Here is a 15,835-nt window from a genome sequence, read left to right as displayed (position 1 = left end):
GACAAAAAATCGCTCCATTTCTAAAGCGAATCTCAAGCCTATCAATTATGCCTCGGCAAATGGCGTTCGGAGGCTTTAACTTCTTGCTTGGACTCACTGTTAAAAATGGAGCGAGTATATTATGTTATCCTTAAAATTTTGAAGTGGCATTAGCTTTCTTTATTTGCAGGAGCTTCTTCATAACTGGTGTATTGGTCTTTACCAGCATTTTTCGATTGATACAACGCCTTATCTGCACGCTCAAATAAGCTTCTTTCTGACTCATCTGGATGAATGCAAATAGCTCCGCCCATACTGACTGAAAGTACAGACCATCTATCAATAGAAACATTATCCTCATACTTCAAGTGATGAATTTTCTCCAAAATGGAATTTGCTAATTTCCCCATACTTTCATCCTTCGTATCATATAAAACAATTGCAAATTCATCGCCACCAAATCTTACAACAAAGCCATTTTTCCCTACTTCTTGCTTTAATGTTCTTGCTGTTTCAATCAGAATTTTATCACCTTCAACATGTCCAAACCGATCATTTACTTGTTTAAAATTATCTAAATCTAACAGCAATAAACCAGGTTGATTCGTCTTCCTTTGTCTTAATAACTTATCCATTTTACTAACATAGGTAGCACGATTATAAACATTTGTTAAAGGATCATATGTTGCAAGATGAATCGTTTTGGAAAGGAGTTTGTTGATGACTAGTAACATGATGAACGAAGTTACTAAAGCAATACAAAGCAATACTCGAAACTGCTTTATATTTTTAGTTAGCGCTCTTATTTCTGTGAAATTACCATATTTCACATATACAACTCTTCTAGTGGATTCTCCCCGAACCGCTTCAGCTTCGTAAGGTATAAAACGGTATTTTTCGATATAACCATTTTTAAACTCCGTTTGATATTCCGTTGGTTTCATCGTTTTTTTTGCTAGCTCAAAATGCTCTTGAAACATTTTCGATTTATCATTTACAGTTATTTTTTTAGCTTTAGAATCATCAAAGAAAACACCACCCGCATTTATCGTTTGTACTTCTATCAAATCTGCATATTTATCTATTAAATAGTCAGCAGTTTTTCCGAAGTTAAACGTTTGGAATACAGGATCATCAAGTAAGTCTATACCTACCTCAAATAAATATTTCTTGTCAGGTGTTGCTAAATAGCCAAATTTTCGATATCCCCCAGTAGTTGTTGAAATATCTATACCATCAGAGTAGTATTCTCCGCTTGCTCGACGTTCGTCTAGTAAAGTAGAAAAACGGTGGCAACATTCTGAAAAAGCTAAACCTTTATCTTTTTCAAAAGTAGTATAAATTACGGTATTTGATTGGTCGAGTATGTACACGTCCATGTCATTTTCGCTTTTTATTTTCTGTAAATCCCACTTCGCTATATGTGGATTTTCTTTATAATAAGTAATCAGTTTTCGTAGTACTTCTTCCATTTTTTCAGAGAGATTTTTATCAAAATAAAAATGTGCATTATCTACAGCCTGCATATCCTTAAGAATATGATTTTCAATTAATGTTCTATTCATGACTTCTTGTTTTTTCATATCTTCAGTAAGTATTTGCCTATTAACGTAAAAAATAACACCAACTAGTATTAATGCAAAGGCAAATAAAGATATTAATAATTTAATTCTTAGGTTTTTCATTAACTTGTCCTCTACTTATTTTCACCATCAGATTTTCTGAAACATTTAGAGATTTATTAGTACGTTAGACTAAATAGCTTTTTACACAAAAGTTATTTCAATTATACAGTTACCGGTATAACTATGTATATAAAAAATGCCTCGATACTAATCTATATTAGCATCGAGGAATTCCTTAATCCCTATTTTGTAAGCAAGCTAGTTCTTCGGCCGTTAATGCTCGATATTCACCTAACTCTAGATTGTCATCTAGCTTTAGGCTGCCCATCGATAGGCGTTTTAAATACGTTACACGTTTACCAACAGACTCAAACATACGCTTCACCTGATGAAACTTTCCTTCTTGAATCGTTAACTCAATTTCTGATTGCTGAGCGGATTTTAATATGATGAGCTCTCCGGGTTTTGTTACATAACCATCGTCTAACTCAACACCTTGAGCAAACTTCTCACAGTCATCCTCAGTCACAATTCCTTCTATTTGTGCATAGTAAACCTTCGGTACATGTTTTTTAGGTGACAATAAATTATGTGCTAATATGCCATCATTTGTGATCAATAATAATCCCTCTGTATCTTTATCTAGGCGACCTACAGGGAAAGGCTGAAAATGTTGGTGTAATGGATCTAACAAATCGATGACAGTTTCATCTCGTAAATCTTCCGTTGCAGAAATAACTCCAGGAGGTTTATTCATCATAAAGTATACAAATTCTGTATAGTTCACACGTTCACCAAATACGGAGACATCCTGCTTGTCAGGATCAACATGTAATGCTGCATCCTTCGCATATGCACCATCTACTGTCACTGCTTTTTGCTTTAGAAGCTGCTTAACTTCCTTGCGTGACCCGTAACCCATATTCGACAGTAATTTATCTAAACGCATTCGTACCTCCTATTTAAGCCCTAGTTTGTTTGTAATTCTTGTCAATCGTTCACCGAGAAGCTTTTGTGCTAAGCCTAGGCGTAAAGACAAATAGCCATATACTGCTACACCTACTCCAGCACAAATAACAGAATAAACTAATGCAGAGAATTTACTACTTACTGGTCCCATTAATAACACTAAAAGTTTATGAACGATTAGTACACTTACCGCCATTGCCGCTGTTAAAAGAGAAATAAGCATGACACGACGAATAACCATTTCAGATTTATAGTTCAGTGTTTTTCTTAACACAAGCATATTAATAATAATTGAAACACTATAGCCAATAGCTGTAGCGAGAAGTGCGCCATCTGCCTCCATCCAACGAATTAACGGAATGTTAATCGCTAGCTTGACGAAAATTCCAGTTAATAAGCTTAAGACAATCCACTTTTGGAAGTCAATGCCCTGTAAAAGAGCTGCCGTCACTTGGAATAATGCAAATAAAATAGCAACAGGTGCATAATGGGCTAAAATCATAGCCCCCATCTCACTTTCAGTATAGAGCATAAAGTAAATTTCATTCGATAACAATGAAATTCCAACTACCGCAGGCAATGTAATAAAAATTAATATTTGATATGTTTTATCCATTGCATGTCGTAGCGATAAATATTCACCTTGCGTAAAGTACTTTGTAATCGTCGGTACTAGTGCCGACGAAAAACCTGTAGCTAACATTACTGGGATAATGACAACCTTTTGTGTTGTAAAGTTAATCATTGATAAATACTTATCTGTTACTTCCGCTAAGCCTATCGATATCATAGCTCCATTAAATGTTAGCATATCTACTAATTGGAACAACGGATTGGCTACGCCTACAAATACCATTGGAATTGAATACGTAATTACTTCTTTATATATGTTGGACATTGGTAGCTGTGTAGACGTCACACTTTGACTGCGCAGTAAATCAAATTCAGGTTGATACTTCTTCCAATAATAATAAAGTACTAGCAACCCACCAATTGCCCCAATAAATGCAGCAAATACTGCAAAGGAAACAGCTGTTTCTGGTTTCCCTTTGAAAACTACCACGACTAAGAAAGAACCACCCAATAACACAACAATGCGAACAATTTGCTCCACTAACTGAGAAACCGCTGTAGGCTCCATTTTGTCATAGCCTTGGAAAAATCCACGCCAGAGGCTCATAAATGGCACGACAATTAGCGCAAAACTCACCCAGCGAATAACTGAAGCAATTTGCTCTACCGTAAATGCCTGTTCATCACTTTTAATAACAAGCCCCGCTATTGGCGTGGCTAATATAAAGAGAACAATAAACGCAGCTAACCCCGTACACATCATAATAAGTATGCCAGATTTCATTAGCTTGCGGCCTGATTGATAATCACCCAATGCATTGTATTTAGAAACAAACTTGGATACAGCAATTGGCGCACCTGAGATGGCTATTGCTAGCATTATCGAATAGGGAATATATGCATATTGATAGAGAGCAACATTTTCCTCACCTACAATCGCATAAAAAGGAAAAATATAAATTAATCCGAGCACCTTCGATAAAAACATTCCCATTGTTAATATCGCAGTACCTTTCATTAAATTGGACATCGTACCCATCCATTCATCGTAAAATCAATATTTTCATTACCAAAACACTTATAAACATTTGCTATTAAAGGTATTTATTCCCATACAGCAGGGCATGCGTTTTTCAAAATGAGATTTAACCTGATTCTTGAACAGTCCTTTTTTGCTACCTTAGCGGTTTCTTCCGCTACCCGAGCCCTTTTACAGGATTGTTTCAAACGAGCTTTCTCTTTACTGTTTAAATCTTAATTCTACCGCCATAAAAAATTCAGTAGAATACTAGAAAGCATACCATCGCAAAATATTAAATAAGTAAACCAACTGTAATCTTAACATATTTATAGGTAAACAGACGCACAAATACATTAAAAAGTTCTAGAAGCTCTATAAAAAAAATAGTGGCTGTCCCTTCCTATAGAAAGTAGAAGGCTCAAAATAATCGGTGGAGATTAAGAAAACCCCCACCGATTTGATACTGCTCTATTTCATATCTACGAAAAATTGTTTATACCATACTAAGAACACATAGGCTGTCCAAATATAACGGCCACGATTTGCTTTTTCTTCATAGTGCTCATCGAGGTAGCCTACTAATTGTTTAGTATCAAAGAATTCATTGGCAAAGTCAGTTGTAAACATTTCTTTTACCATCTTATAATACTTTTCTTCACGTAGCCAGTGACGAATTGGTACTGGGAAGCCAAGCTTTGGACGTTTTGCCCATTCTTCAGGTAATTCCTGATGTGCAGCTTGACGAAGAACGTATTTCGTATCAATGTCATTTACGCGATATTTCGATGGAATGTTTTTCGCTAATTCCATCACTTCTTTATCTAAAAATGGAACACGTAATTCAATAGAATGGGCCATACTCATTTTATCTGCTTTTAATAAAATATCGCCTGGCATCCAAAGATTTAAATCAAGATACTGCATTTTAGTAACATCATCATCACCTGGAACTTCATCGTAAATGCGTTTTGTAATGGATTTTACAGATGGACCATTTTTATAATCCGGTTTCAAAACATTTAATGCATCTTCTTCGTCCCATACAACCGCTTCCCCAATGAAGCGTTCTTCTACGGTTTGACCGCCTTTAATAAGGAAGTGTGTATATTGATTTTTAGGTAACGCCTCTGCTAAGCCACGTAACGCTTTACGAATACCAAATGGAACTTTCTCATATTTTTGCATTTTGCCAGAGTTTTGGTACCATGAGTAACCACCAAAGATTTCATCCGCACCTTCACCTGAAAGTACTACTGTTACATCCTTCGATGCTAATTCAGAAAGGAAGTAAAGTGGGACAGAAGATGGGTTTGATTGTGGCTCGTCCATATGCCACTGAATTTTTGGTAATGCTTCAAAACACTCATCTGCCGAAATATATTTACGCTCATTTTGAATATTTAATGTATCAGATAAATCTTTTGCTAAATTTGTTTCATTAAACATATCCTCATAGTCAGAGAAACCAACAGAGAAGGATTTATCAGGGCGTAATAATGAAGTAATATAACTTGAATCAATACCACCTGATAAGAAAGAACCAACCTTTACATCGCTTATTTGATGCGCATCTACTGATTCTCTTACTGTCGTACGAATTTCTTCAACATATTTTTCAATTGGAGCTTCTTTTGCATGGAATTTTTTATCCCAATACTGCACAATTTGCTTTTGTCCATTTTGAATAAGCATATAGTGTGCTGGTTGTAATTTGTACACACCTTTAAAGAACGTTTCGTCCATTGAAGAGTATTGGAACGTCAAATACGGACGTAGCGCATTTTTATTTAATTCTTTAATAAATGATGGGTGTGGTAAAAATGATTTAATTTCTGAACCGAAAATAAAAGTACCATCTGTAGTATTTTCTGTATAATACAGTGGCTTAATACCAAAGCCATCACGAGCGATGAATTGCAAATCATTCTTTTTATCCCAAATACAGAATGCGAACATCCCGCGAAGCTTTTTGACAAAATCTACGCCATATTCAACATAACCATAAATAATAACTTCACTATCAGAGTGTGTTTTAAAGTTGTGACCCTTTTCAACCAAATCAGCACGCAGCTCTTGGAAGTTAAAGATCTCTCCATTAAATACGAGAACGATGTTACCATCCGCACTGTACAACGGCTGATTTGCCACGTCTGATAAGTCGATAATACTTAATCGACGGAATCCTAACGTTACTTTATCATCACTATGAATCCCACCGCTGTCTGGTCCACGGTGAATAATTGTATTCATCATATTTTCGATCGTTTGATGATGATCGATCACATTTGTTCCATTAATATAGCCTATAAATCCGCACATTCTATTTTTCACCTCATAATTTAGTGCTTAACCTTTACCATAATAGCATGAAAAGACATTCATTTCATACAGACAATACAGATATTGCAAAACTTTCATCAGTGAGGTTCTCCTACACTGATTATTCGTTCAAACACCGAGCACTTTATCTCATTTAAAAACACTTTAATTTTTCATCTTCCATCTAAATTTCACACTTGAAAGCTCATCACCGAAAGTTTTAGATGACATTGTATTAAAAAGTATGTCATGTGTATAAGTTGATTGTAGTGGAGACTAGGCGACTCCTTGGGGATTAGCGTTACAGATGAAACCCTGCAGCGAAGCGGCTCATCGGACGCCCCCAGGAAGCTATCGGACGCCCCCAGGAAGCTTTGCTCTGTGCGAAAGCGAAGCGTCAGCTACAAATGTTTTCTGTAGCGAAAGCGAAGCGTCAGCTACAAAGCGCCTAGTCGGAACGGAAATCAACTCCACGTTTTGGTGACAAGCTGCTTAAAGTTGAAGATAAAGAATTATAAAATACTTTTGTTTTATTTTCAATGTGAAAGAAGCCCCTCTATATAGACTTCATGTATAATAGGAAAGATTCCTAATTTGATAAGAAAGTGAGTTTAAATATATGTACGATGTTATCGTTATCGGTGGTGGCCCATCCGGTTTAATGGCTGCTATCGCTGCTGGAGAGCATAAAAAGAAAGTATTATTACTAGAAAAAGGGACGAAGCTTGGCAAAAAACTGGCCATTTCAGGCGGTGGTCGCTGTAATGTCACAAACCGTTTACCAGTTGAAGAAATCGTTAAGCACATACCTGGGAACGGCCGTTTTCTTTACAGCCCATTCACGGTTTACAATAACGAGGATATTATCGCATTTTTCGAAGGACTTGGCGTGGCATTAAAAGAGGAAGATCATGGGCGTATGTTCCCTGTGTCTAATCGCGCGCAAGATGTTGTAGATGCACTTATTCGTCAGCTTCAGAGACTACATGTTGAAGTTCGCTTAAACACACCCGTTAATAAACTTCTAATGGATGAGGATAAAATTCTTGGGGTACGTCTTACAGATGGCACAGAAATTCGTAGTAAGGCGGTAGTCGTTGCCGTTGGTGGGAAAGCTGTTCCACAAACAGGCTCAACAGGCGATGGTTATCCATGGGCAGAGCGTGCTGGCCATACAATTACAACTCTTTTCCCTACTGAGGTTCCTGTACTATCAAAAGAGGATTTTATTCAAGCTCGTGAGCTACAAGGGCTTGCTCTGAGAAATGTCGCTGTCTCTGTTTTAAACAAAAAGGGCAAGGTGCTCGTAACACATCAAATGGACATGCTCTTTACTCATTTCGGATTAAGCGGTCCTGCTGTTTTGCGTTGCAGTCAATTTGTCGTGAAAGAATTAATGAAAACCGGTTACGAGCCTGTGACAATGCGTATTCAAACTCTTGTTGATTATAATGAAGAAACGTGTCTGCAATATTTAAACAAACTTATTAAAGAAGATCCAAAAAAAGCGGTGAAAAATGTTTGGAAAGGAATTGCACCTGAAAGCTGGCTGCTATTTTTATGTGAACGCGCAGACATCGATGTCCAATTGACAGGTACTGAATTATCACAGGAAAAAATCCGCAATTTAGCTAAACTACTCGTCAATTTCACAATGACAGTTAGTGGTACGCAATCCCTTGAAAAGGCATTCGTCACTGGAGGTGGCGTTTCTGTTAAAGAGATTGAACCAAAGACAATGGCTTCAAAGAAAAAAGCTGGTTTATTTTTCTGCGGAGAAATACTTGATATCCATGGCTACACAGGTGGCTATAATATAACGTCAGCACTCGTTACAGGACGTATTGCAGGGATGAATGCAGCACTATAATATAATCTGTATCTCAGATTTCTATCAGCGATTTTTCGGGACTTATCAGCGATTCTTAGTCTTTTATCAGCGATTTCTGGCGACTTATCAGCGATTCTTAGTCTTTTATCAGCGATTTCCGGCGGCTTATCAGCGATTCTTAGTCTTTTATCAGCGATTCCCGGCGGCTTATCAGCGATTCTTAGTCTTTTATCAGCGATCTCCTGCAACTTATCAGCGATTCCGAGTCTTTTATCAGCGATTTCCTGCGACTTATCAGCGATTTCCTGCGACTTATCAGCGATTCCGAGTCTTTTATCAGCGATTTCCTGCGACTTATCAGCGATTTAAGTTACTCATCATCATATAAAAAGCGTGTCCCAAAACGGACACGCTTTTTTAACTATCTTTAGACATATATACTTCCTCAAATGGTTGAATGATGACAAATCCCTCACCTGAAAATGCCATTTGAATGGATTCACCGCTACCACGACCGATAAATGTTCGGAAGCTAATATCTGTTTTAAACTCTGGTGCCAGATTACCTGACCACGCTACTGTAGCATGCGGATCTGTATAGACCGTTTCACCAGGCTTCACTAACAATGTTAACGGCTCAAAATGAGTTGTGATAGCTACCTTCCCTCTTCCTTGTAAGGTTACATTAAACAACCCGCCTGACATGACTCCTGCCATTTTACGCATTAAATGAATATCCCAATTAATACTTGGCTCAAAGGCAAGTAAATCATTGCCGTTTACACAAATACTTTCATCCTTTAAATCGAAAACCGTTATTTTTTTCCCTTGATCGGCTAAATAAAGTCGCCCTTTACCTTTCGCTTTCATAAGTTGTGTACCTTCGCCTGTTAATGCTTTTTTAAACATTTTACCGAGTCCATGTTCCAGCACACGCTCACGCTCAAACTTAATATCTCCTATGTAAGAAATCATCGCGCCCATTTTCGACCAAACCTCGCCATCTAGGTTAACCTCTAATACACGCTCAGTTTCTAACTCGAAGTATTCATTTTCGTTGTCGTCTTGCTGTGTTTTATTGATAAATTCATTTAAAGAAAATTTCCCCATATTACATTGCCTCCTTATTTATTTTATATACGTTTTAGCATATGAAAAGATTCAATCAAATCAATAATTTAAAGGAGCGTATCTCCCTCTTGAAAATGAACCCCTCATTCGCTTTCCGTTGCAAAATTTCTCTTTTGGTAGCGAAATCACTTTATTTCCTGTAATGATATTGACAGCAGACATCGACTGTTATACATTAAACAAAGATTAATCAAGTGTTATATAACAACAGCTACAAAAAAAAGACCATACAAGCGTCATGTGCGAAATGACACTCATATGGCCTACTTTCAAGTGCGAATTGAAAGTATTATTTTATTGTGTAGCGGAGACGTCTCCAACCTTTTGAGAAGCTTCTTTTAATGCTGTTCGTTTACGTACATCTGCACGTAACGTTAAAGCAATAATTAACGAAGCTGCAATTAACCCTGTAAATACATAGAATACTGGAATATAACTTCCATAAGCGTTTTTAATTGTGCTTACTAAAAGCGGTCCAAAAATACCACCTAAAGACCAAGTCGTTAATAAATAACCATGAATAACGCCAAGTTGTTTCGTACCGAATAAATCACTTGCAAATGCAGGTAGATTCGAGAAACCTCCACCATAGCAACTAACAACTAAGAAAATAAGTGCTTGGAAAATAATAACGTTTGTAGTATGTGGTAAGACGATAAAAGTAACAAGCTGTGCGATAAAGAAAATGACAAAGACGTTCGAACGACCAATATAGTCAGACACAGCAGCCCATATTAAACGACCACCACCATTAAATAATCCCATTATTCCTACCATTGCTGCGGCTCCCGCAACTGATAATCCTACAATTTCTTGAGCCATTGGAGATGCAACAGAAATCATCATAATACCTGCTGTTACGTTTACTAAATGCATCGACCAAAGCATCCAGAAATGCTTAGTTTTCACAGCTTCACGTGCTGACATGACAGCTAAATCTTTTTTCACAACTTCTTTACCATTATCTGCAGCAGCCTTCATATTCGCTGGCATATAACCAGGTTTAGGCGGTGCTATATATGAAGCCCCTAAAATCATTAACGTGAAATAACTTGCCCCTAAAATAAAGTACGTTGTAGAAATACCTACAGCCTCCATTAAGTTAGCTGCGACTGGCGCTGTAATAAGTGCCCCTGAACCAAATCCAAGTACAGCCATACCCGTTGCTAAACCGCGGCGATCTGGGAACCATTTTACCAATGTCGATACTGGCGCAATATAACCAATACCCATACCCAAGCCACTTAGTAAACCATATGTTAACCAATACAATGTTACGGAATCCATTGAAATCGCTACACCCGCACCAGCTTGTCCTGCTCCAAATAGAACAGCTGCTATCATGGCAGATTTACGTGGCCCCATTTTTTCTACTAAGTTACCGAACAATGCTGCTGAAAAACCAGCAAGCCCCATCATTATTGTGAAGGCAACCGTTACGTTTGTTTCACTCCATCCCATCTCTTTGACAATCGGTAGCTTGTATACACTGTATGCATATGCTCCACCGATCGAAAGATGAATAGCGATTGCGGATAATGCAATTAACCATCTATTTTTATTCATAATTTCTCTTTTCTCCCCTCTTTTGCTACCTGTGAAAGTTTTATGAACGTCCCTGAAAACAATTTAACACTTAGAATTATTCAAATGCAAGATGTTTTTTTAAAAAATATTATTTCTCCAAAAAGTATTTTATTTTTCACCCTAGTGATTTTATAACAAAAACCCTACAGCCTCTAAGTAAATAGATGTTTATTAAACGAAAACCGTAACATTTTTTAGCTAATATTATTTTTCTACTCTATTATCAAGTTGCACAAAAATTATTTTGATATAATTAATTTTGTGCATATTTTCACATGCAATCTATGTATATTCCTTTTTCCCTTACTCTCATTAACCCAACATATTTCTTGGATAGGGCACAAAAAGGGAATCACTATGTAGAAATTTTTAGAATAAGAGAGAATTTTGCAGCTTAAATAAATGAATTTCTTCCTCGTAAAAGGATGCTAAAAAACACTGTTAAATGATCTATTTAACTTTTAATGGATATTCAATAAAATAAATCCAATACACTTTTTGTATATTTCAAAATGAATAATCACTACCCATTCATTTTTATTATTCAAATATATATTTTTTCACTTAAAATGAATCCTACAAATTTTTTAGACTCTAGCTAGTAATGCTTTTTAACTTAAAAGCAACTAAACCAATCAGTTATAACAAAAAACATACAAGTAAAAAAGTACTTTTTAGAACGATGTTAATTTAGTATTTTTGTCGGTATATTTCAAAACAAGTTTTCAATTTCTAGTCATCCATCAAAAAGAGATGCTCTCGAATAACGTGAGCATCTCTTTTCTTTCGTTTTTCCTTTTCTATAGAAAATAAATGATAAATATAATAATTAGTAGCACTAGTACAAATGACCCTATCGAAACATAATGTCTTTTTTCTTCACGTCCATAATAATAGTCAATCAAAAAATTGCTTACTATAGCGACAGTTAAAAATATCCAAAATGCAGCTGTATATAAAAACCACCCATTTATATTAAATAAAATTAAGGTCGCCCCTTGTATAAACTTAGCAATATACGTTGTACGTTGATGGCTTGTATTTATATATTTTGGTTCCTTTGGAATACTAAACTTCTTTCGAATAGCTTTTTCTAAAAGCCATCCTAGTAAGAGAGCCATTATTAAAAAAGTAAAGATCTTACCAAAACTAAAATCTTTTTCATCTTCCATAAGCGCAATAAACGCTGAGGCAGTATCGTCATCTTGCACTTTGTAAAAGACATTTGTATGTCGATCGCTGAAAGCTAGCTGCCCATCGTTTAAGAACATTTTTAGCTGCACAGCCTGCCCATTGTTAAACTCTACCCATACATCACGGTATGCATAGTAATCATCATCCTTCTTCGAAATAACTGCCTTTTGAAGCGTATTGGCAATGAGCTTTGTTTCCGAATCATTTTTATAAGACTGTTGCCCTAAAATCCAGCCAGTTCTTCCGGCCTTAAAGGTATCCTCCTCCCAATTATACGCACTAGTAAACTGTTTAACCTCATGCCGGGCTAGCTCAACAATCGAAGCATGCTTAGATGTCTCTACTTGATTCCATGGCCCAATTACAATTAAGATGAGGATCGTCACGACTGCTCCTATGAAAATCATTGGATATTGCCATCTACGAGGTTGTTTATTTTGCTGAACTACATCGTGCAAAATACGCTCCTGCAATTGTTGTGAGAAACGTGGGGCTTCTCCAAGCTCTTTATCCACTTTATCCTTAAAAGATGTCATCTTCTAGCACCTCCCAATGATTTTTGTCCAGTTTTTCCTGCAAAATTTGCCTTGCTCTACGCAGTCTTGTTTTCACTGTATTTTCTGCACATGCAAGTACTTCCGCTATCTCACGAACTTTTAATTCTTGGTAATAATAAAGAATAATTACTTCTCGATAGATTATAGGAAGTTCAAACAATGCTGCTGTCACAATTTTTCGTTCATCCTTTTCAAGCAAACTTGTTTCTGGCGATCGTTTACTCACCCCAATGTGCAGCTTTTCAAATAAAACGTGACGCTTATTTTTCCAGCTTCGTAAATAGTCATGACTTTTATGTACGGTTATTTTGACTAAATATGTTTTTAGTGAGGATCGTTGTTCAAAGCGCTCCTGCTGCTGATAATAGGCGAAAAATACATCTTGAACAATTTCTTCTGCAATAGCCCAGTCTTTAACATAAAGATAGGCTACACGAAGACAATATTCACCATGATCTTCCATAACCCTTGCTAAATGCTCACTCAAACAAACACCTCCTATTCAATCTATAGTCGTATCAAAATCTTAGATGGTTTCAGCAGAAAAGAAAAAAGTGCCCAAATATTGGACACTTTTCCGCATTATTATTTCACGACGATGTTAACAAGTTTGCCTGGAATGACAATAATTTTTACAACGTTTTTGCCTGCTATATACTCTTGTACTTTGTCATCTGCAAGTGCTACTTTTTCGATTTCCTCTTTTGAAGCATCTTTCGCTACGATGATTTTTGCGCGTACTTTGCCAAGTACTTGTACGACGATTTCCACTTCATCATCAACAAGTTTAGACTCATCATATGTTGGCCATTGCGCATATGAAAGTGTTTCACCATGACCTAATATTTGCCATAGCTCTTCAGCAACGTGAGGAACCATTGGAGCTAGCATTTTCACAAAGCCTTCAGCATATTCTGTTGGAATTACATCTGCTTTGTAGCAATCATTGATGAATACCATCATTTGTGAAATAGCTGTATTGAAGCGAATACCTTCATAATCCTCTGTCACTTTTTTCACCGTTTGATGATATGATTTTTCTAGTGTTTTGTCATCAGAAGCTTGAATTTTCCCAGCGATTGTGCCATCTTCTTCATTGACAAATAGGCGCCAAATACGATCTAAGAAGCGACGTGCTCCGTCCAAGCCATTTGTTGACCATGCAACAGATGCTTCAAGTGGACCCATAAACATTTCATATAGACGTAAAGTATCAGCACCGTGTGAAGAAATGATTTCATCCGGGTTCACGACATTCCCTTTTGATTTAGACATTTTTTCGTTACCTTCACCAAGAATCATCCCTTGGTTAAATAATTTATGGAATGGCTCTTTCGTGTGTACAACACCTAAATCGTATAATACTTTATGCCAGAAGCGAGCATATAGTAAGTGTAATACGGCATGCTCTGCCCCACCGATATAAATATCAACTGGTAACCAGCGTTTCAGTAATTCTGGGTCTGCGATTGCTTCTTTATTTGTTGGGTCAATATAACGAATGAAGTACCAGCTAGAACCTGCCCACTGTGGCATCGTATTCGTTTCGCGACGACCTTTTTTGCCTGTTTCAGGATCAACAACATTTACCCATTCAGAAATGTTCGCTAACGGAGATTCACCCGTACCAGAAGGACGAATATTATCTGTTTTTGGTAGTACTAATGGTAATTCTGATTCTGGCACTGGCGTCGTTGTACCATCTTCCCAATGAATCATCGGGATTGGCTCACCCCAGTAACGTTGACGAGAGAATAACCAGTCGCGAAGACGGTAAGAGATTTTCTTCTCTCCTACACCTTTTTCTTCAAGCCATTGAATTGCCTTAGCAATACCTTCCTCTTTGTTTAAGCCATCAAGGAAGTCAGAGTTAATATGTTTACCATCACCTGTGAAGGCTTCTTTGCTAATGTCTCCACCTTCAAGGACAGGAATAATTTCTAAACCAAATTCTGTAGCGAATTCATAGTCGCGCTCATCATGTGCTGGAACTGCCATAATTGCACCAGTACCATATGATACTAATACATAGTCCGCTACCCAAATCGGCATTTTTTTACCGTTAATCGGATTAATTGCATAGGCACCTGTGAATACGCCTGTTTTTTCTTTCGCTAAATCTGTGCGTTCTAAATCAGATTTCAATTTTACTTTATCTAAATAAGCTTCAACAGCTTGTCGTTGTCCAGCAGTTGTAATTTGATCCACTAATTTATGCTCAGGTGCAATCACACAGTATGTAGCACCAAATAATGTATCAGGACGAGTTGTAAATACTGTGAAGTTTTCATCTGTTCCTTCTATATCAAATGTTACTTCTGCCCCTTCTGAACGACCAATCCAGTTACGTTGCATATCCTTAATAGACTCTGGCCAATCAACTTCCTCTAAGTCATCGATTAAACGATCAGCATAGGCAGTAATTTTAAGCATCCATTGCTTCATCGGACGACGTTCTACAGGGTGACCACCACGCTCTGATTTTCCATCAATAACTTCTTCGTTGGCAAGTACTGTTCCAAGTGCTGGACACCAGTTTACAGCTACTTCATCTACATAGGCTAAACCTTTTTTATAAAGTTGGATAAAGATCCATTGTGTCCATTTATAATATTCTGGATCTGTTGTGTTAATTTCACGATCCCAGTCATAACTAAAACCTAACTCTTGGATTTGACGCTTGAATGTCGCAATATTTTTCGCTGTAAATTCAGCTGGGTCATTTCCTGTATCTAGTGCATACTGTTCTGCTGGTAAACCGAATGCATCCCACCCCATAGGATGTAGGACGTTATAGCCTTGCATGCGCTTGAAGCGTGAAAGGATGTCTGTCGCTGTGTAACCCTCTGGATGTCCTACATGAAGACCTGCACCAGATGGGTACGGGAACATATCTAATGCATAAAATTTCGGTTTTTCTGTTTCATTTTCAGTTTTGAAAGTTTTGTTATCAGCCCAATATTGCTGCCACTTTTTTTCAATTTGTTGATGATTAAAACTCATTATTTTTCCTCCTTTGAATGCGTCATACTTTTCACTTAAAGAATTG

General features: G+C 37.0%; 10 protein-coding genes. 1 reads left to right on the top strand and 9 read right to left on the bottom strand.

Features of this window, described 5'->3' with window-relative positions; genetic code table 11:
- Positions 1-149: 149 nt before the first annotated feature.
- From PVA17_RS14260 to asnB, 4 genes are all read right to left on the bottom strand, one after another.
- Positions 150-1,664 (bottom strand): GGDEF domain-containing protein, encoded by a 1,515-nt coding sequence (locus PVA17_RS14260; protein WP_274068047.1) that lies wholly within the window; start codon positions 1,662-1,664, stop codon positions 150-152.
- Positions 1,665-1,839: 175 nt separating this feature from the next.
- On the bottom strand, positions 1,840-2,553 hold the full coding sequence (locus tag PVA17_RS14255) for a pseudouridine synthase (protein WP_132357257.1): 714 nt from the start codon (positions 2,551-2,553) through the stop codon (positions 1,840-1,842).
- A 9-nt stretch (positions 2,554-2,562) separates the two neighbouring features.
- Positions 2,563-4,176: a putative polysaccharide biosynthesis protein gene (locus PVA17_RS14250; RefSeq protein ID WP_132357258.1), complete on the bottom strand. Its 1,614-nt coding sequence runs from the start codon at positions 4,174-4,176 to the stop codon at positions 2,563-2,565.
- A gap of 459 nt (positions 4,177-4,635) precedes the next feature.
- On the bottom strand, positions 4,636-6,486 hold the full coding sequence (gene asnB, locus PVA17_RS14245; RefSeq protein ID WP_132357259.1) for an asparagine synthase (glutamine-hydrolyzing): 1,851 nt from the start codon (positions 6,484-6,486) through the stop codon (positions 4,636-4,638).
- 619 nt (positions 6,487-7,105) lie between these two features.
- Here asnB and PVA17_RS14240 point away from each other — a divergent pair.
- Positions 7,106-8,356: a BaiN/RdsA family NAD(P)/FAD-dependent oxidoreductase gene (locus PVA17_RS14240; protein ID WP_274068046.1), complete on the top strand. Its 1,251-nt coding sequence runs from the start codon at positions 7,106-7,108 to the stop codon at positions 8,354-8,356.
- A gap of 378 nt (positions 8,357-8,734) precedes the next feature.
- Here PVA17_RS14240 and PVA17_RS14235 read toward each other — a convergent pair whose 3' ends face one another.
- From PVA17_RS14235 to leuS, 5 genes are all read right to left on the bottom strand, one after another.
- Positions 8,735-9,427: an AIM24 family protein gene (locus PVA17_RS14235; RefSeq protein ID WP_132364559.1), complete on the bottom strand. Its 693-nt coding sequence runs from the start codon at positions 9,425-9,427 to the stop codon at positions 8,735-8,737.
- Positions 9,428-9,742: 315 nt separating this feature from the next.
- Positions 9,743-11,014 carry an L-lactate MFS transporter gene (locus PVA17_RS14230; protein WP_132364562.1) on the bottom strand — a complete coding sequence of 424 codons (1,272 nt, stop codon included), beginning with the start codon at positions 11,012-11,014 and terminating at the stop codon, positions 9,743-9,745.
- Between the two features lie 821 nt (positions 11,015-11,835).
- Positions 11,836-12,765 (bottom strand): hypothetical protein, encoded by a 930-nt coding sequence (locus PVA17_RS14225; protein WP_274068045.1) that lies wholly within the window; start codon positions 12,763-12,765, stop codon positions 11,836-11,838.
- Entirely contained in the window at positions 12,752-13,273 is a 522-nt protein-coding gene (locus PVA17_RS14220) for a sigma-70 family RNA polymerase sigma factor (protein ID WP_132364567.1), read from the bottom strand. Before PVA17_RS14220 ends, PVA17_RS14225 begins: the two co-directional genes overlap by 14 nt.
- Positions 13,274-13,371: 98 nt before the next feature.
- Complete coding sequence (gene leuS, locus PVA17_RS14215; RefSeq protein ID WP_274068044.1) at positions 13,372-15,789, bottom strand: leucine--tRNA ligase; 2,418 nt, start codon at positions 15,787-15,789, stop codon at positions 13,372-13,374.
- Between the last annotated feature and the right edge of the window lie 46 nt (positions 15,790-15,835).

The sequence above is a fragment of the Lysinibacillus sp. CNPSo 3705 genome, assembly GCF_028674935.1.
Lineage (GTDB): Bacteria > Bacillota > Bacilli > Bacillales_A > Planococcaceae > Lysinibacillus.
Note: the sequence above shows the minus strand (reverse complement) of the source record. Positions and strands in the feature narration are given on the sequence as shown.

Coding starts and splice junctions, on each gene's coding strand:
- PVA17_RS14230 (WP_132364562.1), bottom strand. CDS start 11,014: ATGAATAAAAATAGATGGTTAATTGCATTATCCGCAATCGCTATTCAT.
- asnB (WP_132357259.1), bottom strand. CDS start 6,486: ATGTGCGGATTTATAGGCTATATTAATGGAACAAATGTGATCGATCAT.
- PVA17_RS14260 (WP_274068047.1), bottom strand. CDS start 1,664: ATGAAAAACCTAAGAATTAAATTATTAATATCTTTATTTGCCTTTGCA.
- PVA17_RS14240 (WP_274068046.1), top strand. CDS start 7,106: ATGTACGATGTTATCGTTATCGGTGGTGGCCCATCCGGTTTAATGGCT.
- PVA17_RS14250 (WP_132357258.1), bottom strand. CDS start 4,176: ATGTCCAATTTAATGAAAGGTACTGCGATATTAACAATGGGAATGTTT.
- leuS (WP_274068044.1), bottom strand. CDS start 15,789: ATGAGTTTTAATCATCAACAAATTGAAAAAAAGTGGCAGCAATATTGG.
- PVA17_RS14255 (WP_132357257.1), bottom strand. CDS start 2,553: ATGCGTTTAGATAAATTACTGTCGAATATGGGTTACGGGTCACGCAAG.
- PVA17_RS14225 (WP_274068045.1), bottom strand. CDS start 12,765: ATGACATCTTTTAAGGATAAAGTGGATAAAGAGCTTGGAGAAGCCCCA.
- PVA17_RS14235 (WP_132364559.1), bottom strand. CDS start 9,427: ATGGGGAAATTTTCTTTAAATGAATTTATCAATAAAACACAGCAAGAC.